We start from the raw sequence: 23,685 nt of genomic DNA, 5'->3' as shown, positions 1-23,685 counted from the left end.
ATGTGTTCTCTTATTTTGTAATAGCAGAGGAGTAACGTAATGAGTAATAGAAATTTTAAACGTATTGTCTTGAAGTTAAGTGGTGAAGCCTTAGCGGGTGATCAAGGATTTGGTATCAATCCTGTTGTTGTTGAAGAAATCGCAAAAGAAATTGCCGAGATTGCTAGAACTACAGATTTACAAATTGCTATCGTAGTTGGTGGTGGTAATATTTGGCGTGGGTTAGCTGGTAGTGCCAAAGGTATGGATCGAGCTTCGGCTGATTATATGGGTATGATTGCTACGGTTATGAACTCATTAGCGCTACAGGATGCTCTTGAAAATGCTGGGGCAGCGACTCGTGTACAGACCGCTATTGCTATGCAAGAAGTAGCGGAGCCGTATATTCGTCGTCGTGCTATTCGTCATTTAGAAAAAGGTCGTATTGTTATTTTTGCAGCTGGTACAGGGAACCCATATTTTTCCACCGACACAACAGCTGCGCTCCGTGCTGCTGAAATCGAAGCGGATGCCATTTTAATGGCGAAAAAATTTGCTGATGGTGTGTATGACAGTGATCCACGTACAAATCCAGAAGCTAAGAAATTTGATGAACTTACTTATATGGACGTAATTAGTCGGGAACTTAAAGTTATGGACTCTACTTCTACGACCTTGTGTAAGGATAATAATATCCCAATCGTAGTGTTTAGCATGGATATTCCTGGTAATATTACCCGTGCAGCGAAAGGGGAAGTTGTTGGTACTATCGTAAGAGGTGAAGAATAATGGAAATTCAAGAGTTATTAACCCGTGAAGAAAGCCGTATGGATAAAACTATTGAGGCTTTAAAACATGAATTTGCTTCCATCCGTACCGGCCGTGCTAGCACTGCCTTATTAGACAAAGTTATGGTTGATTACTATGGGACACCTTCGCCAATTAACCAAGTTGCTAATGTGACAGCACCAGAACCACGTTTGATTTTAGTAAAACCTTGGGAAAAATCTATGATTGGTCCTATTGAAAAAGCTGTTTTACAGTCTGATTTAGGGTTGAATCCAAGTAATGATGGTGATACTATTCGCCTTGCTATTCCACAGCTTACGGAAGAACGTCGTAAAGAGCTAGTTAAAGTAGTAAGCAAAAAAGCTGAAGAAGCAAAAGTAGCGGTACGTAATATTCGTCGCGATGCTAATGATGCTATTAAAAAAGAAGAAAAAGCAAAGACTATTACTGAAGATGATTCTAAACAGGGCCAAGACCAAATCCAAAAATTAACGGATAAAAAAATTAAAGCCATTGATGAATTAAAAGATAAGAAGGAAAAGGACGTATTGGAAGTATAATGAATACGCCAAATTTAATGGTTGGATTACCTTGGCAGCTTGCACAACGGGTGTTGCAGGCTGCCAATATCCCTTTTGCAGTAACTAACGGTGAAAATTACAATCGATTTTTCACTGTTGCAGATAATGATTTTTACGTAGGCCGTGTGCAGTACGTAGAGGAAACGGGTATATGGCAGATATTGTTGTATCGCCCGATGGTAGCCAGTGGTTTTGAAAACTGCAATGAGGTACAATATGCTAAAGAAATTACTACGTAAGAACGAAGATAAGAATAAAGTCTCAGAGGCTATTCTTGATCCTCATAATATACCTCACCATGTAGCTATTATTATGGATGGCAATGGTCGTTGGGCTAAACGCCGTGGTTTGCCACGGACGATGGGACATCGTGCTGGGGCTGATGTATTAAAGAAAATAGTTATTGCTGCTGATGAAATTGGTATTAAAGCATTAACTGTATATGGATTTTCTACGGAAAATTGGAAGCGTCCGGAACAAGAAGTATCTTTGCTTATGAGTTTGATTAGGGAATATCTGTTAGGCAATGTACGAGATATGCATGAAAAAAATGTGCGGATTCGTTTTATTGGCTATATAGGTGGTCTTTCTGAAGAACTTCAGAAAATTATTGGTGACGCTGAAATTTTAACTAAGAATAATACGGGTCTCACCTTACAATTAGCAATTAATTATGGTGGACGCGATGAAATAGTACGAGCTGTACGGGCTGTTGCAACAGACGTAACTGCTGGGAAAGTCGCTGTGGAAGATATTACTGAGGAGACCTTTGGTGAACGATTATACACTAAAGAATTTAGTAATGTAGATCTATTGATTCGACCAAGTAATGACTATCGAATTAGTAATTTTCTATTATGGCAATTAGCGTATGCTGAATTTTGGTTTACGAAAACGCATTGGCCAGATTTTACAGCGCAAACACTATTAGATGCTGTGTATGCCTACCAGCAGCGGGAACGTCGTTTTGGCGGTTTAAAGACGGAGGAATAGGATGCTAAAGACTCGGGTCATAACGGCTTTAATAGGCTTTATTATTGCTGTACTTGCTATAACAGTTGGTGGTCATTTATTTAATGTAATCATTTTGGGCCTTGCTTTATTAGGATGGCGTGAGTATGCTCAAATGTTACGAAAGATTGACATTATAGTGCCTGATCGATGGGGCTATATATATACCAGTTTGTTAATGATTATGTTAGCCTTTGGTTTTTACAAATGGGCTATAATGACGGCTGCGGCTGCGGCTATGACTATGGGGCTCCTTTATATCTTTGGTTCAGCTCGTTTAAACTTATCCGTGGTGAGTTGTGCCACATTGGGATTCTTTTACATTAATGGAGGGTTTGCTGCTTTATTAATGTTACGGGAAACCTCAGTGTATGAATTATTTTCAGTGCCTGTAGTAAGTGCTCACATGGGGGAACTTGTTATTTGGCTTTTATTATTTACAACTTGGGCGAGTGATACGTTTGCTTATTTTGCAGGTCGTCAATGGGGTAAACGTAAAATCGTGCCTAATATTAGTCCCAATAAAACGTTAGAAGGCTTTGTTGGTGGTTTTATAGGTTGTTTATTTACTGGTATAATTTATGCAGTAATTGTTGGCCTACCGCTTATGATGGGGCTAGGTGCTGGTGTTTTAACAGGTATAGTAGCACCATTAGGCGATTTATTTGAATCTAAATTAAAACGCTATTGTGGGGTTAAAGATTCCGGCGTTTTATTACCTGGGCATGGGGGCGTTCTCGATCGATTTGATAGCTTATTATTTTCCGCCCCTATGGTATTAGTTTATTTATTGTAATATAAGTATTAAGTACAGCTTAGGCTGTATTGGATGGGAGTTTCTATGAAAACGCTGAGTATTCTTGGGAGTACCGGTTCTATCGGCACACAAACTTTAGATGTGGTGCGACAACACCCCGATTTATTTTCGGTTAAAGCACTGGTAGCTTACCATAATGTGGATATACTAGAAGCTCAGATAAAAGAATTCCAACCTGAAATGGCTGGTTTGGTTGATGAAACGGCTTTTTTTGAGTTAAAAAAGCGATATAATGGCCCTACTCAATTAATAGGGGGCCGAGAGGCTTTAATTGCAGCAGCTACTTGGTCTAGTAGTCATTTAGTTGTTACAGCTGTTGTAGGGGCCGCAGGTATTGAACCTACTGTGGAAGCTATTAAGGCTAGAAAAACAATTGGTCTTGCTAATAAAGAAACGTTAGTGGCTGGAGGGCCTTTGATTACTTCTTTATGTAAAGAATATGGAGTACAGCTACTGCCTATTGATAGTGAACATAGTGCGATTTTTCAATGTTTAGAAGGTCAACAGCGTGATAATGTAGACTCCTTGTTGATTACTGCTTCGGGAGGCCCTTTACGTACTTGGCCATCGGAGAAAATTGCTACAGCCACAGCTGCGGATTGTTTGCGCCATCCTACATGGAACATGGGAAATAAGATTACTATTGATTCAGCTTCTTTATTTAATAAGGGGTTAGAAGTTATTGAAGCACATTGGTTATTTGACTTTGATTTTGATCATATCAAAGTAACTGTTCATCCGCAAAGTATTGTACATTCCATGATTATGATGAAAGATGGTGCTATTTTAGCCCAACTAGGTAATCCTGATATGCGGGAACCCATTCAATACGCATTAACGTATCCAGCACGTAAACCATTGAAAATGGATACGTTAACTTTTGAAGATGCTTTACAATTAGAATTTTTTCCCCCTCGTTATGACGACTTTCCTGCTTTAAAATTAGCCTTTGAAGTAGGGCGTGCTGGTGGTTTTAAACCAGCTGTGTTTAATGCTGCCAATGAAGAGGCTGTGTATGCCTTTTTAGATGGAAAGATTCAATTTGGAGATATTTATAAGACTGTTGTTTCAGTTTTAGAAAAGATGGAAACAGAACCAACTTTTACTTTGGCTCATTTACAAGAGATTGATGCTTGGGCTCGTGAAACAGCAAGAGCTTTGATTAAATAGGAGAGATTATGCTATTAACTATCGTTGCCACAATTTTTGTATTTGGCATCATTGTTTTTATCCATGAATTTGGTCATTTTATTACGGCTAAAGCGAGTGGTATGCGGGTAGACGAGTTTGCTATTGGGTTTGGCCCTGCGTTAGTTAAAATACAGAAGGGTGAAACTTTATACTCTATTCGTGCCATTCCATTAGGTGGTTATAATAAAATCGCTGGCATGGATCCAGAGGAACCACTTGACGATCGTTCCTTTTTGAATAAACCAGTGTGGAAACGTTTTATCGTTATTTCAGCAGGTGCTATTTTTAACTTTTTGCTTGCTATTGTAATATTTTTTATTGTCTATGCTTCCTATGGTGTACAAACACCATCGAAAGAACCTGTTGTTGGCAATATGATGAGCAATTCGCCTGCTGCGATGGCACATATGCAAGTTAATGATCGCATTATGTCTATTAATGGCAAACCTGTAACTGAATGGTTAGATATTTCTAAACAATTGCAGGGAACCGCTAATACAGTGGTACCTATTGTTATTAGCCGTGATGGGCAGCAACAGGAGCTGTCGGTGATTCCAACGCAAACAGGGAATGAAGGACGTGCTGTGATAGGCATCAATCCTGTCTCTATTGTACAAGAATATTCAATCAGTGAATCGGCTATACGGGCTGTACAGACAACAGGTGTTGTATTAGTTAGCATGGTTGATGGATTGTGGTCTATGATTACAGGTACGACAAGTGCTGAATTGGCTGGACCAATTGGTGTTGCTCAAATGGCTGGACAAATGGCCGAGAACGGTTTTATGTATTTATTACAATTTACAGCTCTATTAAGTTTGAATTTGGGTGTTATTAATTTGTTGCCAATCCCCGCACTTGATGGTGGCCATTTAATTGTATTATTAATAGAAGGAATTACGAGACGACGTTTGCCGGTAAAGGCATTGCAGTATATTCAGATGACGGGAGTTATTATTTTATTACTCTTATTTGTATATGCTACGACTCATGATATTAGCCGTCTGTAATATAGGAGTTACCTATGATTAACAGAAAAGAAACGACGCGCATTAAAGTAGGTAATGTGCCCATTGGCCATTTTGCACCCATTAGTGTGCAGTCGATGATTACTACGAATCCAGTGGAAACAGATAAAGCAATTGCAGAAATTAATCGTTTGGCTGAGGCTGGTTGTGATTTAGTTCGCTTAGCAGTTCCTGATTTGGCAGCAGCTAAAGCCATTAAGGAAGTTAAAGCCAAGGCGCAAATTCCTCTAATTGCTGATATTCATTTTGACTATACGTTAGCGTTGGCAGCTATTGATAGCGGTATTGATGGATTACGGATTAATCCGGGGAATATTGGTGGAATTGATAATGTAGTGGCTGTTATTGAAAAAGCTAAACCTAATCAAATCCCTATTCGTATTGGAGTTAATGCAGGCTCATTGCCAACTCATATTTTAAAAGAATATGGTGGTCATCCTTGTGCGGATGGTATGGTAGAAGCGGCTTTAGAGCATGTAAGAATTTTAGAATCTTTAGACTATAAAGAAATGAAGCTTTCCATTAAAGCGACCGATGTGCCACTGATGATTGAAGCCTACCAAAAGTTATCTGCTAAAGTGCCGTATCCTCTGCATTTAGGGGTTACAGAAGCTGGTACAATTTCGCAGGGAACGGTTAAGTCCTCTATTGGTATTGGTTCTTTACTGGCTCAAGGCATTGGTGATACTCTACGTGTATCATTGACTGGTGACCCTATTCATGAAGTCGAAGTAGGAAAGACGATTTTAAGTTCTTTAGGGCTTCGTAATTATGGGGCGACTATGATTTCCTGTCCAACTTGTGGTCGATGCCGTGTTAATTTATTTAGTATGGCTGAAACGGTAGAAGCTCGTTTAAAGAGTATTAAGGCACCTATTCGCGTAGCCGTTATGGGTTGTGTTGTTAATGGTCCTGGTGAAGCCAGAGAAGCTGATTTTGGCATTGCTGGTGGTGATGGTCGCGGCATTGTGTTCCGTAAAGGTGAGGTCATTAAAACCGTTGATGAAAGTGAACTCGTGGATGCTTTATTCCATGAAATAGAAACGTATTTAGAGACAGAAGCAAAGGAGTAATGAATTAAATGTTAGCTAGTAAATTGTATGCCCCTACATTAAGGGAAACACCTGCTGATGCAGATGTAATTAGTCAACAGTATATGTTACGGGCCGGAATGATTCGTAAGATGGCCGGCGGTATTTACTCCTATTTGCCATTGGCGTGGAAGAGTATTCGTAAGATTGAGCAAATTGTGCATGAAGAAATGGGCAGTATTGATGCTCAAGAAATTATGATGCCAATTATTCAACCTGCTGAAATTTGGCAAGAATCTGGTCGTTGGAAGGTATATGGCGCTGAAATGATTCGTCTGAAGGATCGTCATGAGCGTGAATATTGTTTAGGTCCAACACATGAAGAAATGATTACGACTCTAGTCAAAGGGGAAGTTAATTCCTATCGTCAATTGCCAGTAACATTTTATCAAATTCAAAATAAATATCGTGATGAACGTCGTCCACGCTATGGTTTAATGCGTAGTCGCGAATTTATTATGAAAGATGCCTATTCTTTTGATATTGATGAAGAGGGCTTAGATGTATCGTATTGGAATATGTATCATGCTTATGAACGTGTATTTAGTCGTTGCGGTTTATATTTTAAACCCGTAGAAGCTGATTCTGGTGCTATTGGTGGCAGTAATAGCCATGAATTTATGGCTCTTGCTGAATCCGGTGAAGCCGATGTTATTCACTGTAATAGTTGTGATTATGCAGCGAATATTGAAATTGGTAAGCCAGGTATTATTAAGGCGGTTGAAGAAGAAGCCTCGGAATTGCAAGAAGTGCCAACCCCTGATGCTAAGACTATTGAAGCTGTAGCGGAACAGTTACATTTGCCATTAGCTAAGACAATTAAAGCCGTTGTGTTATCTACAGATGGTGTTGTTGTATTAGCTATTGTTCGTGGTGACCATGAAGTTAATGAAATTGCGGTGCAACATGCTGTTGATAGTACCATTGAGCCAGAAATGGCGACTGAAGAAGAGCTTCAAAATGCTGGTTTAACGGCGGGTTTTATCAGTCCTGTAGGGTTAAAACAGACTGAAACTTTTAAAATTGTTGTTGATGAATCTGTTATGGAAACTTACAATGTGTGTGGTGGTGCGAACAAAAAAGATGCACACTATATTAATATTAATCCAAAACGTGATTTTAATGTAGACGATATTATTGTAGCACCGATTCGTTTGATTACAGCTGATGATGCCTGTCCAAATTGCGGTGGTCAGTTAAGTATTGCGAAAGGGATTGAAGTAGGCCAAGTTTTTAAACTAGGTACAAAATATAGTGAATCCTTAAATGCTACGTTCCTCAATCAAGGTGGCCGACCAAATCCATTTGTAATGGGTTGTTATGGGATTGGTGTATCTCGTACATTGGCAGCTGCTATTGAACAATTTCATGATGAAAATGGAATTATTTGGCCGCGTGCTATTGCTCCATTTGAAGTCGTTGTAGTGCCGATTAATGCAAAGGACGAAGCACTTATGGACGTAAGTACTCGCGTATATGAAGCATTAAAAGCTATTGGTGTGGATGCACTGTTAGATGATCGTAAAGAGCGTGCTGGCGTTAAGTTTAAAGATGCTGATTTAATAGGGTATCCATTGCGTATTACGGTAAGTAAAAATACCTTAGAATCAGGTGCTGTGGAAATGAAGATTCGCAAAAATGGCGAAGCCATTGAAGTACCAATTGATGAAGTTACTACAGTAGTGGCAGATACGTTAAATACTTTATAAGTTGTGGCAGTCGGTGGAGTTTCTATCGACTGCTTTTGCTGTTTTTCCTTTCGATAACAGGTGTAATCCTACTTGTGTAAATCATGAATTTAGGTCATAATAAAAAGATAGAGAGTTTTCAATGCATTGTATAGGTAGTAATACATGTAGGGTTTGTCATTGATTTTGTATCAATGAAATAAGGCCTTGTGAATTAATGGATTCTTTATATAGATAGTGTAAGCTTAGGAGGTAATTTATATGTTAGTTGATTTTCATATGCATAGTACCGCTTCCGATGGCGTTATGAGACCTTTGGATTTACGTGAAGCGAATAAAGCGGCTCAAATAAAGCTTATGGCCTTAACGGATCACGATACCATTGAAGGATCTTTGGAATTATTACGACAGCCAGACCCATCTATTACAGTAATCCCTGGTTGTGAATTTAGCTCAACATATCATAATGGTGACGTCCATATTTTAGGTTATGCATTTGATTATACGAATAAAGAGTTATTAGAGTATGTTGCTTTTTTTAAAGAATCACGACAAACTCGTATTTTTAAAATGACAGATTTATGTAAAAAAAATGGTTATGATATTTCGGTGGATGAATTGAAAGCCATGTTTCCTCATGCTAATTCTCTAGGTCGTCCGCATCTTTCGCAATTATTAATCGCTAAAGGGTATTGTAAAACTGTTAGTGAAGCTTTTAATACTATTTTACATAGAACTAGTCCTTGCTATGTGCCTAAGTTTAAAGCAGAACCAAGTGATGTGATTGATTTAATTCATCGTGCTAATGGATTGGCAGTTATGGCGCATCCTGTTTTAATTCGTGCAGAAGAAGATGTACATGAACTCTTAGAATTACCATTTGATGGAATTGAAGTGTATCATGTAAAACAGAGTGCTGCTGATTCGGCTAAGTACCGTAAACTAGCGATTAAGCATAAACTATTCATAACAGGTGGCTCTGATTATCATGGGATTCCTAAAAAAGAACCTTTAGCAATTGGTGATTATTTAATACAAAGTGATGATGTAGCTGAATTTTTACATGTACTGCGTTCTTAAAGAGATTCTTCAATAGTTTAATAGAAACTACTTGGAAACGCTTTTCGGTTTAGATATGGATTTATTAATTAATAGATATTCATTGATGATAGATGGGGAGAAAAACTATGGAAGTTATCGCTTTTGTTGGCCCTAGTGGTACCGGTAAAAGCCATCGTGCTTTAGTAGTGGCTCATGAAAATGGCGCGGAATGTATTATTGATGATGGCATCTTAATCCACAATAATCGTATTGTGGCTGGATTTTCAGCAAAGAAGGAAGAAAGTCGTTTAAAGGCTGTACGGCGGGCGATATTTCAAGATCCGGAACAAGTTCGTTCAGTAAAAGAACAGTTAGATATTATTAAACCAAAAAAAATTTTAATTCTAGGCACTTCTGAAAATATGGTTGGTAAAATTTCGAGTGCATTAGATATAGGTAAACCTGAACGATATATACATATTGAAGATATTGCTTCTTCAAGAGAGATTGAAAAGGCACAAAATGCTCGTTTAAAAGAAGGAAAACATATTATTCCAGTGCCAACAATGGAGTTAAAACCTCATTTTAAAGGGTATTTAATTGACCCTATTAAATCAATATTACGACGCACACGTTCAACCAAAACAAATGGTGCGGCACCACAAGATTTTGAAAAATCAGTGGTTCGTCCAGTATTTAGTTATTATGGTCGTTTAACCTTTTCTGATCAGGTCATCGAGGCTTTGATTAAAAATAGCTTATCTAAAGTACCAGATATGGCTGAGTGTGACGACATTAAGATTAAGAAAACATCCAAAGGAACAAATGCATTGATGCTGGATATGGGGGTATCTATTTATAGAGGCCGTCCTGTAAAGCAAATTATGAATGATATGCACAAAGCAATTTCTAATGAAATTGAGTATATTACAGGCATGTCAGTAGAGCGTTTGTCTATTGTGGTAGATAATGTAGTAAACCCTAAATAGGGTAAATGATATAGAGATGGAAATACTTAGATTCTAAGGAGACGATATGAAGCAGTATTATATATTTACGTATGGCTGTCAGATGAATGAAAGTGACTCTGAACGCTTAGCTCATCAGTTAGAGTTAGCCGGTTACGAAGGCACGGATAATTTTGAAGAGGCTGATTTAATTATTTTAAACACTTGCTGTGTGCGTGAAACAGCAGAACATAAGATTTACGGACGTATTGGTGAGTTAAAACATTTAAAAGCCAAAAACAAAGATTTAATTATCGCTATTACCGGTTGTATGGCACAGAAAAATCAAGCGGATATGTTTAAACGGGCACCTCACATTGACATAGTACTAGGTACGCATAATTTACGTCATATTAATGAGATGGTAGCAGAAGTACAGCGTACCCATAAGCATCAAATTAATATCGAAATGGACAACACAGTGCTTCATGAATTGGAAGCTAAACCAACTGGAACATTCTCAGCTTGGGTGCCAATTATGAATGGGTGTAATAAATTCTGTACATATTGTATCGTGCCACATGTACGTGGTCGTGAAATCAGTCGTCCCATTGAAGCCATTGTAGAAGATGTAAAAAAATTAGGTGCTACTGGGCATAAAGAAATTACATTACTTGGTCAAAATGTGAATTCGTATGGATTAGACTTTAAAGATGGTACTCACTTCGGTGACTTAATTGATGCGCTTGATGGTATTCCTGGTATTGAACGAATCCGTTATATGACAAGTCATCCTCAGGATATGAATAAAGACATGATTGATGCATTAGGGCGGTCATCTAATGTAGTGACTCAATTACATTTACCAATCCAATCTGGTTCTAACCGAATTTTACAAAAAATGAATCGTCGCTATACAGTGGAACATTATAAAGAACTAATTGACTACTGCCGTGAAAAAATTAAAGGATTAACATTAACGACAGATTTAATTGTAGGGTTTCCTGGTGAAACGGAAGAAGATTTCCAAGCTACATTACAATTATTAAAAGATATTCGCTATGATATGGCATATACGTTTATTTTCTCTAAACGGTCTGGTACACCAGCTGCTACGATGGCTGATCAAGTGCCAGAAGAGGTAAAACGAGTTCGTTTGCAGGCCTTAATGGATGTGCAGAATGAAATTTCCTTAGAGCTAAATAAAGCGATGGAAGGTGAAACATACGAGATTATTGTGGAAGGTCCGAGTCGTAATGACGAAAATGTATGGTTTGGTCGTACGTCTGGGAATAAAATGATTTTATTCCCTAAAGATGAAAGTCTTAGTATTGGGCAGACTGTAAAAGCACGAGTTGATAAGGCACAGACTTGGATTTTATATGGCACAATCGTATAGAAAATACTTTTAATGCTATAAGTTTTATGATTGCTGAATAGTTTATGTTAGAAGATGGAGGCGTACATGAGCAAAAAACAAACGCCCATGATGGATCAATATTTTTCCATAAAAGATAAATATAAAGAAGAGCTTTTATTTTTTCGCTTAGGTGATTTTTATGAGCTCTTTTATGATGATGCCTTAACAGCCTCAAGAGAGCTTAATATTACCCTTACAGGTCGTAATTCTGGTGAAGAAGAAAAAGCCCCCATGTGTGGGGTACCGTATCATGCAGCGGAAAGCTATATAGAAAAGCTTATTAAAAAAGGCTATAAAGTAGCGATTTGTGAGCAAGTAGAAGATCCAAAAACTGCTAAAGGGATTGTAAAACGTGACGTGATTCGAGTGATTACCCCAGGTACGGTACTGACTGAAAATGGTACTGAAGCAAGAGAAAATAATTTTTTAGCTTTATTTTATCGCACTGATGAAGCTTTAATTTTAATTTTTTGCGATGTATCGACAGGTGAAGTCATTTGGGATCGAATCAGTCATGGGGAACGACAAAGTGGTGTATATGATGCCTTAGCTATGTATCGTCCATCGGAATTAGTCACAGTTGGTAACTTGCCATTAGGCAAGGAATTGCAAGATTTTATTGATGTGCAACTAGATAAAGTGGCACTATCACCGTTTACGCCCGAGTTAACCTTGGATGATATACGTAATCAGGGAATGGTGCATTTTACTGATGCCGGTTTATTAGAAGAAGATGTGCTAGAAGGTCTTGGTTATTTACTAACCTATTTAGCTACTGTAATTAAAACGGATATATCTCATATTAATTACATTCATCCCCTTCGCATTGGGGACCGTATGGTTCTTGATACATCGAGTTTACGCCATTTAGAAGTAACATATAATCTTCGTGATGGTGGTGTGAAGGGTACTTTATTACAGGTATTAGATAAAACTTTGACGCCTATGGGTGCGCGACTTTTGAAACAATGGGTGGAAAGCCCGCTTATGGATATTCATCATATTAAGCGTAGACAAATGGCTATAACAGAACTTATAGCTAAACCATCAGAGCAGGGCAAATTACGCGAATTGTTAAAACTTATTTTTGACTTTGAACGTATTTTAGCACGTGTTGAAACTGGTTCTGTATCGCCTCGTGACTTTACTTCTCTTAGAGAATCTTTACGTATTTTACCTGAATTAAAAGCAATTACAGGTGAATTTGAAGGGACGTTGTTACAAGAAGTAGTCAGTCAAATTGATTGCCATACCGATATGTATGAGTTGTTATATCGGGCCATAGCGGAACAACCGGCGTTAACTTTAAAAGATGGACGTGTCATTCGTGATGGCTATAATCAAGAGCTAGATGATTTAAGGTCATTAGCTTCTAATAGTCAAGAATGGTTACATAGACTTGAAGAAGAGGCACGTTCTAAAACAGGGATTCGTCTTAAAACCGGCTATAATAAAGTCTTTGGTTATTATTTTGAAGTTTCTCATGCTAATGCGGCTGATGTGCCGGACTATTTTATTCGCAAACAAACTTTAGCCAATGCAGAACGTTATATTACGCCTGAATTAAAAGAGTTTGAAGTCAATATATTAAGTGCTAAAGATAAAATTGTCAGTTTAGAACAAAAATTATATCAAGAATTACGACAGGCCGTGAAAGAGGCAGTAAAACCAATTCAAGCAACAGCTCGGGCATTAGCTAATTTAGACGTCCTATCTGGTTTGGCACAAGTAGCCTATGAAGAACAATACATTTGCCCAACAATGACGATGAATGGTCAAATTACGATTCGTGATGGCCGCCATCCTGTTATCGAGAAGTATTTGAAACGTGAAGTATTTGTTCCTAATGATGTGACCTTAAATCACAGTGGTGAGGAGTTTTTACTTATTACAGGTCCAAATATGGCTGGTAAGTCGACGTATATGCGTCAAGTGGCAGTGCTCATGATTATGGCACAAATTGGTTCCTTTATTCCTGCTCGCGAGGCTGTGATTTCACCAGTGGATCGTATTTTTACCCGTGTAGGAGCCAGTGATGATATTTCAACGGGGCAAAGTACATTCATGGTTGAGATGAAAGAAGTGGCGTATATTCTTAATAATGCAACTTCCAACAGCTTACTTATTCTTGATGAAATTGGGCGAGGTACCAGCACCTTTGACGGGCTCAGTATTGCACAAGCTGTGGTGGAATATATTTGTAAACATATTCATGGTAAAACACTATTTGCTACTCATTATCACGAATTAATTCCTTTAGAAGAGCAGTACGAAAAGTTAAAGAACTATACCGTAGCTGTTAAAGAAAAAGGGAAAGATGTTGTCTTTTTACGTCGTATTATTCGTGGTGGCGCTGATCGTAGTTATGGGATTCATGTGGCAAAGTTAGCTGGTTTACCAAATTCTGTGTTGAAAAGAGCCGAAGTGATTTTAAGTGCCTTAGAAAGTAGTGCTGAAGTAAACGAAGCTGAGGTATTAGCTAATTTAAATACCGGTACAGTTAGTGCTAATACGAGTAGTACGGCCAGTGAAATGATAAATGGCGTATCAAGTACATCGCCCACTAGTATGACATCTACTAATTTATTTACTACGTCGGTACTTGATGATTTGTTGGCTGTGGATGTAATGAGTTTAACACCGATTGAAGCGTTAAATGTACTTTATAAATTACAAGAAGAAGCCCGTAAGGGAGGTGGCCAGTAATGGCACTCATTCATGTTCTTGATGAGGTAACAATAAATAAAATAGCGGCTGGTGAAGTAGTGGAACGCCCGGCCTCTGTTATTAAAGAATTATTAGAAAACTCTTTAGATGCTGGTGCTACCTCTATTGAAGTAGAAATCGCTGACGGTGGTACCTCGTATATGCGTGTGACAGATAATGGTTCTGGTATGACAGAAGAAGATGCGCGTTTAGCTGTGCTCCGCCATGCAACAAGTAAAATAAAATCGGTTGATGATTTATTTGATATTGCTTCCTTAGGATTTCGTGGGGAAGCTTTAGCAAGTATTGCTTCTGTTTCTCATTTTAGTTTGACTACCCGTAAAGTGGATCAAGAACTGGGAACTCAAATTTTAATTGATGGTGGTAAATTTACGGATTGCTTGCCTTTTGGCGCTCAGCCAGGCACAACGATTGAAGTGCGGGATTTATTTTTTAATACACCGGCTCGACGTAAATTTCTAAAAACGGAACGGACTGAAGGAGCTAAAATTCAAGATATTGTTGGTAAATTAGCATTAAGTAACCCACATGTGGCCTTTAAACTGATTAATAATGATACAGTAAGTATAGTTGTGCCAGGAAATGGTAATTTAATGGATACAGTATCGGCTTTATATGGCTATAAAGTAAGTGATGATATATTCCCCATTGCGTATGAGTCGGAAGGTATTACGATTCACGGGGTGGTTAGTAAACCAACCTTATTGAAAAGCAGTCGTATTTGGCAGACTATAGTGGTGAACAATCGGGTTATTTCCGATAAAGCGATTACGAAGGCTATCGATAATGCGTATCATGCTTTACTACCCAAAGGTGGTTATCCTTTAGTGTTATTGACAATTTCTGTTCCCCCTGCGAGCGTTGATATTAACGTACATCCTCGAAAGAGTGAAGTAAAGTTTGAAGATGATAAACCTGTTTTTAAAGCCGTGTATCATGCCGTACTGCAGGCTTTGCAAAATCCATTACAACAAGGACAAGGCCAAAACTCTTGGGATGAAAGAAACACTACGGAAACTGCATCACCTGATAGCATTACGACAGCCGTAAGTTATGATAAGTCCTTTACTAAGCAGGGGCTTGAAAAATTAAATGATATTGATATTTGGGCGCCAGCACAACCATCAATAAATCAAGGTTATGAACGACCAACTGTGTCTTCAATAGCCCGTGAAAAGACAGAAGATTTTGTGCAAAAGTTGCGAACGGAAGGATATGAGGCACCAAAACGAACAACCTATGAACAAAGTTCATGGGTTGAGTCCGGTGATTTCAATAATAGCTTTGTTCCTAAGAGTTATACAACTGAAGATAAAGAGAAATTTAGGCAATTAGCTAATAATCTACATCAACAACAATTGCCTGTAAATACTACAGGATTATTGCCCCTAGGCCAAGTGGCTTCATGCTATATTTTAGCTAAAAAAGGTGACAATCTATATATTATTGATCAACATGCAGCTCATGAGCGTATCCGTTACGATGCTCTTTGTAAATCGGCCGAAGCAATTCCTATGCAGGATTTATTAATTCCTCAATATATAGAAGCTAATGAAGAAGAGCTAATTATTGTAGAGGAACAGGCTGATACACTGGTAAACCTTGGGTTTCAAGTGGTACAAGGAGGCCCTACACAGCTAAAAATTGAAGGGTTACCAATTGATTTAGTGGAAAGTAAAGGTGAAGAGATACTTCGTTATGTATTTTCTTTACTCAAAGATTTTCAGGAGCCGACAAAAGCTCAGTTACGTCATGAAATGTTAGCATATGCATCTTGTCGTGGTGCCATTAAGGCTGGTCATAATTTGAATACCTATCAAATGACCGTTTTAATTGAAGATTTATTTCATACGGATAAACCGTATGTATGTCCTCATGGACGCCCTACTATTATTAAATTTACGCCAGAAGAGTTGGGTAAATTGTTTTTGCGGAGTTAAGTATGGCCATTGTAACAATTTCGCAAAAAGGTAAAGAGCTAGAAGCACAACAAGCCAAACAAGTAGCTGATTTATTGCAATTGCCTTATGTGCCACGTAGGGGGCTGTCCTTGCCTAATTTACAGGCACAATATGAAGGGGAAGATGTATTAATCCTCAGTAAAAAAGGGCCAAAACTGTATACGGGCGAGGGCAAAGCCCACGAATTCCATCTTTCTATGGCTCAATTACGGATTATTGCTTATGACCGAGGACAATGCGATCATTTAATAAGGGCACTAGGTAATGAAACTGTAACTTCTTTTTTAGACTGCACGGCTGGTCTTGGTAGTGACAGTTTGTTGGTATCTTATGCTAGACCAGATATTAAACAATTGGTAGCACTTGAAGGAAATCCATTATTGGCTTATGTTACTAATTATGGTTGTCGACACTTTGTGCACAAATCTGAAGCTGTGACTATGGCTTTACGCCGTATACAAGTATGTGCTATACGTTTTGAATCATTTTTAAAACAAGCCACTACTAATAGTTTTGATGTGGTATATTTTGATCCTATGTTTGAAGTGCCAGTAAAAGAGAGCCCGCAATTTTTAAGTTTACGCGGCCATGTATTGGCTACCACCATGACAGAAGATATTTTACAGGAAGCAAAACGAGTAGCCAAACAACGTGTTATTATAAAGGAGCGCCCTTTTAGTTCTGTGTTTCAAAGTTGGACACCCACTTATATGGAAGGGGGCACCTATAGCAATGTAGCTTATGGTGTTTATGAAATTTAGGTTTACGATGGCTTACTATATAAGAGTACTTTATATTATGTATTAACTATTGGACTTGTAAGAAAGGAGGCATCCAATGGAACAATTAATTACCATTTTAGGACCTACCGCAGTAGGTAAAACTGATTTAACTTTACGACTAGCAAAGGCTTTAAATGGCGTAGTTATTTCAGGGGATGCATACCAAATTTATAAAGGACTAAATATTGGCACAGCCAAGCCAACGGTCGAGGAATTGGCATCCGTACCACATCGGTTAATTGACATTTGTGAAGCTGATGACAGTTACAGTGTGGCTGATTTTCAAAGAGCAGCCGCTCAAGCAATTACGAATGCTCATTTACAAGGTCAAATGCCTATCTTATCGGGAGGCACAGGCTTTTATGTGCAATCCTTGTTGGAAGGCTTCGATTTTTCAGTAGAGGGGCCTGATACATCGATTCGTAAACGCTTAGAAGATATGTGGGTGGTTGATGGTGAAAACGCTGTATTGGCATATGGCGAACAGCTAGCTAAAAAGGGGCAAATAAGCCTTCGTTTTACAGATAAACACCGATTATTTCGAGCTATTGAGCTGATGGAACAGGGTCATTATGAAGCTCTTACCAATCAAACCAAAGCCGGTTTATCGTATGAAGGTCCTGTTATTGGCTTACGGCGTAATCGTGAAGAGCTATATGAACGCATTAACTTACGTGTTGAAATTATGGTGGAACAAGGGCTATTTGAAGAAGTAGAAACTTTGTTAGCTAGTGGTATTTCACCGGATTGTCAGGCTTTTAAGGGGATTGGCTATAAAGAAGTGGTCGCCTATTACCAAGGCTCATATACAAAAGCAGAGGCTATAGCAGCCATTCAACAGAACACAAGACGCTTTGCTAAGCGGCAGATTACTTGGTATAAGCGGATGCCATATATTACATGGCTAGATTGTGATAATAATCGTACGAGTGAGTCTGTTTATGAGGAAGCGATTACAATTATTGGTGCACAACTGAAGGTAAACAAATTCAATATATGATGTAATTATGATGTATCAGAAACCCCATCACAGGATGGCAAATATATGTATTTAATTTTATGTTAGGATGTTTATAGATAATGAATTTAGAAAGTATCCGTGACGAAGCCTTACGAATGGCAGAGCCACAATTTAAACAATTTGAACCTATTGCATTACATAATACGAAGAAAGTATTAGAAGCATTTAAAGCGTGTCAATTAAGTGATTATCATTTTAATGGCTCTAGTGGATATGGCTATAATGATAGTGGCCGTGAAAAACTTGATGAAGTGTTTGCTCATGTGTTTAAAGCTGAAAAGGCGCTAGTACGTGCTCACTTTGTGTCAGGTACTCATGCGTTAGCGACGACCTTAATTGCTTTACTTGGTAGTGGTAAAGGAGGCAAAGAATTTGTATATGCTGTTGGAGCACCTTATGATACTATGCAATCCGTAATTGGTGTACCACATCCAGTGCGTAATTCTTTGGTAGAACGTGGGTTTATTTATAAAGAAGTACCATTAAAAAATAATACATACGACATAGAGGGGATTAAGGCCGCTGTTACCGATGATACCCGTGTCGTTGTTATTCAACGTTCACGTGGTTATAGTACACGCGAGCCATTGTCGGTTAAAGATATTGAAATTATCTGCCAAGCTGTAAAAGCTAAGAATCCAAAGACACTTTGCTTTGTCGATAATTGTTATGGTGAATTTACTGAAACAACAGAACCCTTAGAACATGGCGCCGATATTATGGCTGGTTCTTTAATTAAGAACGCTGGTGGCGGTATCGCTCCAACTGGTGGTTATGTGGCGGGGAAAGCTGAACTTGTGGAAGATGTGGCCTATGAGCTAACGGCGCCAGGGCTAGGTGATCATATGGGATCTTATTCACCAGGGTATCGGTTATTCTTCCAAGGTTTATTTTTAGCGCCTCATGTAGTTTTACAAGCATTGAAAGGGGCTGTATATACGGCTGCTGTTGGAACCTTGTTAGGTTACGAGGTATTTCCGAAGGTTGATTCACCGCGTTATGATTTGATTCAGGCCATTAATCTCCATAATGCAGATGAAATGGAACAATTTTGTCGTGGTATGCAGGCTTATTCACCAGTAGATGCTCATGTACGTCCCGTGCCAGGTGATATGCCAGGTTATACAGATCAAATCATCATGGCTGGCGGAACGTTTGTGCAAGGGTCATCCATTGAGTTAAGCGCTGATGGTCCCGTAAGACCACCATATACAATCTTTATGCAAGGCGGTTTAGTATTTGAGCATTCAATGCTTGGTATTTTAGGGGCAGCTGAAGAAATTTTGGCAAATAGAAAATAAGGTTGTTTTAGATTATATTTCTAAATATCTCTATATATTAAGCTTATTTTATGTTATACTATCTGTTGCTTTAGTTTTTAAAGCATTCTGTATCTACATTTTTATTTTTTAGTCAGTATATACATATTCGGACTTTCACTCTGTATCATGTATATTGAGTTACTGTACAGGTCAAGCGACCAACAGAAGGAGAAAGCATGGAAAACGTTGTAGCAGTTGCAATGAGTGGGGGCGTAGATAGCTCCTTAACAGCGTCAATGCTGTTAGAACAAGGGTATAAGGTATTTGGTATTACCTTACGGTTATGGGTAAGTGACACTGATCCTGATGATGTGCCACTAGCCGTAACAGATGCTAAGAAAATGTGTGATTTTCTTGGTATTGAGCATCATGTTGTGGATGCTCGGGATATTTTTTATGATAATGTGGTAGATTATTTTGTTAATGAATATGCCGCTGGCCGCACGCCGAATCCCTGTGTATTCTGTAATAAAAATATAAAATTTGACTTGCTATTAAACAGAGCTTTAGAACTAGGCGCTACACATATGGTGACTGGTCATTATGCACAAGTTCGTTATAATGAAGCAACGAAATTGTATGAACTTCATAAAGGGGATGACCCTTCGAAGGATCAAAGTTATGTATTGTATACTTTGAACCAGCACATTTTAAGTCATCTCATGTTCCCATTGGGGGCACAGAAGAAGACTTTAACTCGTGAAATGGCGAATGATCGTGATTTGCCAGTAGCGAATAAACCTGATAGTGAAGATATTTGCTTCTTACCAAACCATAACTATCAAGGTTTTATTAAAAAACAGTTGACAACCGCACCTAAGTCAGGCAATATTGTTCATGAAAATGGTGAAATTTTAGGTCAACATAATGGTTTATTTAATTACACCATTGGCCAACGTAAAGGTCTCGGTATTGCGTATAAATACCCACTTTATGTAGTTCGCTTAGATGGTGAAAAGAATGAAGTTATCGTTGGTCCTGATGAAAGTTTATTTACAAATCGTATGATTTGCAAACATTATAATTTCTTATCAGGTACGATTCCTGAAGAGTTACATGCATCGGGTAAAATTCGCTATGCAGCGAACCCATCTCCTTGCGTAGCTCGTATACTTGATGATGAAACGATGGAAGTTGTATTTGAAACGCCACAGCGGGCCATCACGCCAGGTCAATCGGTCGTATTTTATGACGGCACGCAAGTCCTTGGAGGAGGCGTTATCGAAACTGTTTGTTAGAGAGAGGTAATTTGATGTCCACAGACCATATCCGCAATTTCTGTATTATTGCTCATATAGACCATGGCAAATCCACCTTGGCCGACCGTTTAATTGAAACAACGGGAACGCTCACTAAACGTGAGATGGAAGCCCAAGTATTGGACTCTATGGATTTAGAACGTGAACGTGGTATTACCATTAAAGCCCAATCAGTTCGTTTATTACATACGGCTAAAGATGGTAAACAATATACGTTAAATTTAATTGACACACCTGGTCATGTTGACTTTAGTTATGAAGTATCGCGCTCTTTAGCTGCTTGTGAAGGTGCTTTACTCGTAGTCGATGCTGCACAAGGGGTAGAAGCACAAACCTTGGCAAATGTGTATTTAGCGTTAGAACATGATTTAGAAATTATTCCTGTCATCAATAAAATTGACTTACCAAGTGCTGATGTAGAACGGGTAAAGAAAGAAATTGAGGATATTATCGGTCTTGATGCATCAGATGCTATTCTAGCCAGTGCTAAATCAGGAATAGGGATTCAAGATATTTTAGAAGCTATTGTAGAGCGAATTCCGGCACCCCCAGATAAATCGGATGAACCTACCCGTGCTTTGATTTTTGATTCTCGTTTTGATTCCTACAAAGGGGCTATTGCTTATGTTCGTGTAAAAGAAGGTTCGATTAAAAAACGTGATATTATTCGGATGATGCACGATAATAAAGACTTCGAAGTTACCGAACTTGGTGTATTTACGCCTAATTTACTACCGGTGGATGAATTAACTTGTGGTAGTGTTGGTTGCGTAGCAGCTAGTATTAAAAATGTAGGCGATTGCCATGTAGGTGATACCATTACTAAAGCAGAGGCACCAGCAGCAGAACCATTACCCGGTTATCGTAAAGCGGTGTCTATGGTATACTGCGGACTCTATCCAACAGATAGTAAAGACTATGATAATTTGCGAGATGCCTTAGAAAAGTTAAATCTCAATGATGCTGCGCTTGAATATGAACCTGAAACGTCTATTGCTTTGGGATTTGGCTTCCGTTGTGGTTTCCTTGGACTATTGCATATGGATGTCATTCAAGAGCGGTTAGAACGGGAATATAATTTAACGCTTATCACCACAGCACCAAGTGTTAACTACAAAGTGCATAAAACAAATGGTGAAGTCTTAGAAATTGATAATCCTGCTAAATTACCACCACCAACTGAAATTGATTACATTGAAGAGCCTTATGTAAAAGCGACTACTATTGTACCTAAAGATTTTGTGGGGGCAATTATGGAGTTATCACAGGATAAGCGCGGTGAATATCAATCCATGGAGTATTTGGATGAAACCCGTGTATCTATCGTATATCATTTGCCATTAGGCGAAATTATTTACGATTACTTTGATAAACTAAAATCCGCTACGAAAGGTTATGCTTCACTCGATTATGAATTGATTGGTTATCAAACATCCCCTATGGTTAAGATGGATATTCTTCTCAATGGGGAGCCAGTAGATGCTCTTAGTATTATTGTTCATAAAGATCGAGCTGCTATGCGTGGTCGTGCGTTGGCTGAGAAGTTAAAAGAGTTGATTCCTCGTCAAATGTTTGAAATTCCAATTCAAGCAGCGGTAGGTAATAAAATTGTTGCTCGTGAAACGGTGAAAGCATGGCGTAAAGACGTATTAGCCAAATGTTATGGTGGTGACATTAGCCGTAAACGTAAATTATTAGAAAAACAAAAAGAAGGTAAGAAGCGTATGAAGGCGGTAGGGAGTGTTGAAATTCCTCAAGAAGCATTCATGGCGATTCTTAAAGTTGATGATAAATAAATCAATCAATATTTATGACGATATAAAAAGGAGTTTGTGTATGAATAACACATGCAGGCCCTCTTTTGCGACGTCAAATACACGGGATATGGGGGTATACCTTCATATCCCGTTTTGTCGTAAAAAATGTTCTTACTGTGATTTTGCTTCTTATGAAGGGTTAGAAGCCTATTATGATGATTATGTAACAGCTCTTTGTACTGAAATTAAATTATGGGCTAAAAAATATCCAGAAAGTACTTCAATACCAGTGCAAACTATATATTTTGGTGGTGGCACACCTACTCAGCTTTCTATACCTCAGATTGAACATATTTTAAATGTACTTTATAAGCATTATCCTTGTAATGATGTCATTGAAGTATCTATGGAAGCTAATCCAGGGGAAATAGATAAGTCATATTTGCAAGATTTAAAATCCTTAGGAGTTACTAGGCTTAGTTATGGTGTGCAAACTTTTGATGATAGTTTGTTAACTTTGTTACGTCGTGGACATACTTCAAGTATGGCAAAACAGGCGATTACAGATGCATTGTCAGTAGGATTTCAGTCAGTTAGTGGCGATTTAATTTACGCCTTACCAGGTCAGCACCTAAAAGATATTGAAACAAATGTTAAAACACTAGTTGATTTAGGTGTGAGTCATATTTCAATTTATGGCTTACAACTCGAAGAAGGTACTAATCTTCATAAACAAGTGGAGCAAGGTCAATTATTATTACCGAGTGATGATGAAAATGAAGCAATGTATGATTGTATGTTAGATCAATTAGCATCGTATGGTTTTGAACGGTATGAAATTTCTAATTTTACCAATAATCAAGCGTATAGCCATCATAATTTGCGGTATTGGCAATATAAAGAGTATTTGGCTTTTGGGGCAGGTGCGTACTCCTTTTATACCGATGTGCGACGTAATAATGAGCCATATGTAGTGCCTTATATTACTCGTTTACGGCAAGAGCTATTACCAGTAGTATTTGAAGAAACAATTAGTGAAACACGATCTGTGGAAGATTTTTGTTTCTTAGCATTAAGAACAAAATGGGGACTATCTAAATTAAATTTTGAACAACGATTTAACCAATCGTTGCTAACTATTTTTGGAAATGAATTAGAACACTTAAATAAACAGGGATTATTGCAACAAGTAAATGATTCTTGGTGTTTAACGCGAGATGGGGCGAAACATGGGAATTATGTGTTTAGTCAATTTATACGATAGACATAAGGG

20 protein-coding genes are annotated in these 23,685 nt (G+C 38.2%); all 20 read left to right on the top strand.

Annotation, left to right across the window (positions count from 1 at the left end; genetic code table 11):
• The first annotated feature begins 39 nt into the window (after positions 1 to 39).
• The 20 genes from pyrH to hemW all read left to right on the top strand — a co-directional run bounded on the left by pyrH (position 40) and on the right by hemW (position 23,676).
• A complete protein-coding gene (gene pyrH / locus DYE54_RS02485) occupies positions 40 to 768 on the top strand; it encodes a UMP kinase (protein WP_115309752.1) in 729 nt (242 codons plus the stop codon).
• Positions 768 to 1,328, top strand: a complete 561-nt coding sequence (gene frr, locus DYE54_RS02480) for a ribosome recycling factor (RefSeq protein WP_115309751.1) — start codon at positions 768 to 770, stop codon at positions 1,326 to 1,328. Before pyrH ends, frr begins: the two co-directional genes overlap by 1 nt.
• Positions 1,328 to 1,588, top strand: coding sequence for a hypothetical protein (locus DYE54_RS02475; protein ID WP_115309750.1), 261 nt, complete (start codon positions 1,328 to 1,330; stop codon positions 1,586 to 1,588). Before frr ends, DYE54_RS02475 begins: the two co-directional genes overlap by 1 nt.
• Positions 1,566 to 2,342 (top strand): isoprenyl transferase, encoded by a 777-nt coding sequence (locus DYE54_RS02470; protein WP_115309749.1) that lies wholly within the window; start codon positions 1,566 to 1,568, stop codon positions 2,340 to 2,342. The genes DYE54_RS02475 and DYE54_RS02470 overlap by 23 nt, the downstream gene beginning before the upstream one ends.
• Position 2,343: 1 nt before the next feature.
• A complete protein-coding gene (locus tag DYE54_RS02465; protein ID WP_115309748.1) occupies positions 2,344 to 3,156 on the top strand; it encodes a phosphatidate cytidylyltransferase in 813 nt (270 codons plus the stop codon).
• Between the two features lie 45 nt (positions 3,157 to 3,201).
• Positions 3,202 to 4,347 (top strand): 1-deoxy-D-xylulose-5-phosphate reductoisomerase, encoded by a 1,146-nt coding sequence (locus tag DYE54_RS02460; protein ID WP_115309747.1) that lies wholly within the window; start codon positions 3,202 to 3,204, stop codon positions 4,345 to 4,347.
• Between the two features lie 8 nt (positions 4,348 to 4,355).
• Positions 4,356 to 5,378, top strand: a complete 1,023-nt coding sequence (gene rseP, locus DYE54_RS02455; protein WP_115309746.1) for an RIP metalloprotease RseP — start codon at positions 4,356 to 4,358, stop codon at positions 5,376 to 5,378.
• Positions 5,379 to 5,392: 14 nt separating this feature from the next.
• On the top strand, positions 5,393 to 6,469 hold the full coding sequence (gene ispG, locus DYE54_RS02450; RefSeq protein WP_115309745.1) for a flavodoxin-dependent (E)-4-hydroxy-3-methylbut-2-enyl-diphosphate synthase: 1,077 nt from the start codon (positions 5,393 to 5,395) through the stop codon (positions 6,467 to 6,469).
• Positions 6,470 to 6,477: 8 nt separating this feature from the next.
• A complete protein-coding gene (locus DYE54_RS02445; RefSeq protein WP_115309744.1) occupies positions 6,478 to 8,196 on the top strand; it encodes a proline--tRNA ligase in 1,719 nt (572 codons plus the stop codon).
• Between the two features lie 240 nt (positions 8,197 to 8,436).
• Complete coding sequence (locus DYE54_RS02440) at positions 8,437 to 9,255, top strand: PHP domain-containing protein (protein ID WP_115309743.1); 819 nt, start codon at positions 8,437 to 8,439, stop codon at positions 9,253 to 9,255.
• 107 nt (positions 9,256 to 9,362) lie between these two features.
• Complete coding sequence (locus DYE54_RS02435) at positions 9,363 to 10,205, top strand: hypothetical protein (RefSeq protein ID WP_115309742.1); 843 nt, start codon at positions 9,363 to 9,365, stop codon at positions 10,203 to 10,205.
• Positions 10,206 to 10,251: 46 nt separating this feature from the next.
• Positions 10,252 to 11,562: a tRNA (N6-isopentenyl adenosine(37)-C2)-methylthiotransferase MiaB gene (gene miaB / locus DYE54_RS02430; protein ID WP_115309741.1), complete on the top strand. Its 1,311-nt coding sequence runs from the start codon at positions 10,252 to 10,254 to the stop codon at positions 11,560 to 11,562.
• Positions 11,563 to 11,628: 66 nt separating this feature from the next.
• Positions 11,629 to 14,289, top strand: a complete 2,661-nt coding sequence (gene mutS / locus DYE54_RS02425) for a DNA mismatch repair protein MutS (RefSeq protein ID WP_115309740.1) — start codon at positions 11,629 to 11,631, stop codon at positions 14,287 to 14,289.
• Complete coding sequence (gene mutL / locus DYE54_RS02420; RefSeq protein ID WP_115309739.1) at positions 14,289 to 16,250, top strand: DNA mismatch repair endonuclease MutL; 1,962 nt, start codon at positions 14,289 to 14,291, stop codon at positions 16,248 to 16,250. Before mutS ends, mutL begins: the two co-directional genes overlap by 1 nt.
• A 2-nt stretch (positions 16,251 to 16,252) precedes the next feature.
• Positions 16,253 to 17,032, top strand: coding sequence for a class I SAM-dependent methyltransferase (locus DYE54_RS02415; RefSeq protein WP_115309738.1), 780 nt, complete (start codon positions 16,253 to 16,255; stop codon positions 17,030 to 17,032).
• A 76-nt stretch (positions 17,033 to 17,108) separates the two neighbouring features.
• Complete coding sequence (gene miaA, locus DYE54_RS02410) at positions 17,109 to 18,053, top strand: tRNA (adenosine(37)-N6)-dimethylallyltransferase MiaA (protein ID WP_115309737.1); 945 nt, start codon at positions 17,109 to 17,111, stop codon at positions 18,051 to 18,053.
• A gap of 80 nt (positions 18,054 to 18,133) precedes the next feature.
• Positions 18,134 to 19,375: a methionine gamma-lyase family protein gene (locus DYE54_RS02405; RefSeq protein ID WP_115309736.1), complete on the top strand. Its 1,242-nt coding sequence runs from the start codon at positions 18,134 to 18,136 to the stop codon at positions 19,373 to 19,375.
• A gap of 197 nt (positions 19,376 to 19,572) precedes the next feature.
• Positions 19,573 to 20,634: a tRNA 2-thiouridine(34) synthase MnmA gene (mnmA, locus tag DYE54_RS02400; protein WP_115309735.1), complete on the top strand. Its 1,062-nt coding sequence runs from the start codon at positions 19,573 to 19,575 to the stop codon at positions 20,632 to 20,634.
• A gap of 14 nt (positions 20,635 to 20,648) precedes the next feature.
• On the top strand, positions 20,649 to 22,451 hold the full coding sequence (gene lepA / locus DYE54_RS02395) for a translation elongation factor 4 (protein WP_115309734.1): 1,803 nt from the start codon (positions 20,649 to 20,651) through the stop codon (positions 22,449 to 22,451).
• Between the two features lie 40 nt (positions 22,452 to 22,491).
• Positions 22,492 to 23,676 (top strand): radical SAM family heme chaperone HemW, encoded by a 1,185-nt coding sequence (gene hemW, locus DYE54_RS02390; protein ID WP_115309733.1) that lies wholly within the window; start codon positions 22,492 to 22,494, stop codon positions 23,674 to 23,676.
• Positions 23,677 to 23,685 lie beyond the last annotated feature (9 nt).

It is taken from the genome of Veillonella criceti (assembly GCF_900460315.1).
GTDB lineage: Bacteria > Bacillota > Negativicutes > Veillonellales > Veillonellaceae > Veillonella_A > Veillonella_A criceti.
Note: the sequence above shows the minus strand (reverse complement) of the source record. Positions and strands in the feature narration are given on the sequence as shown.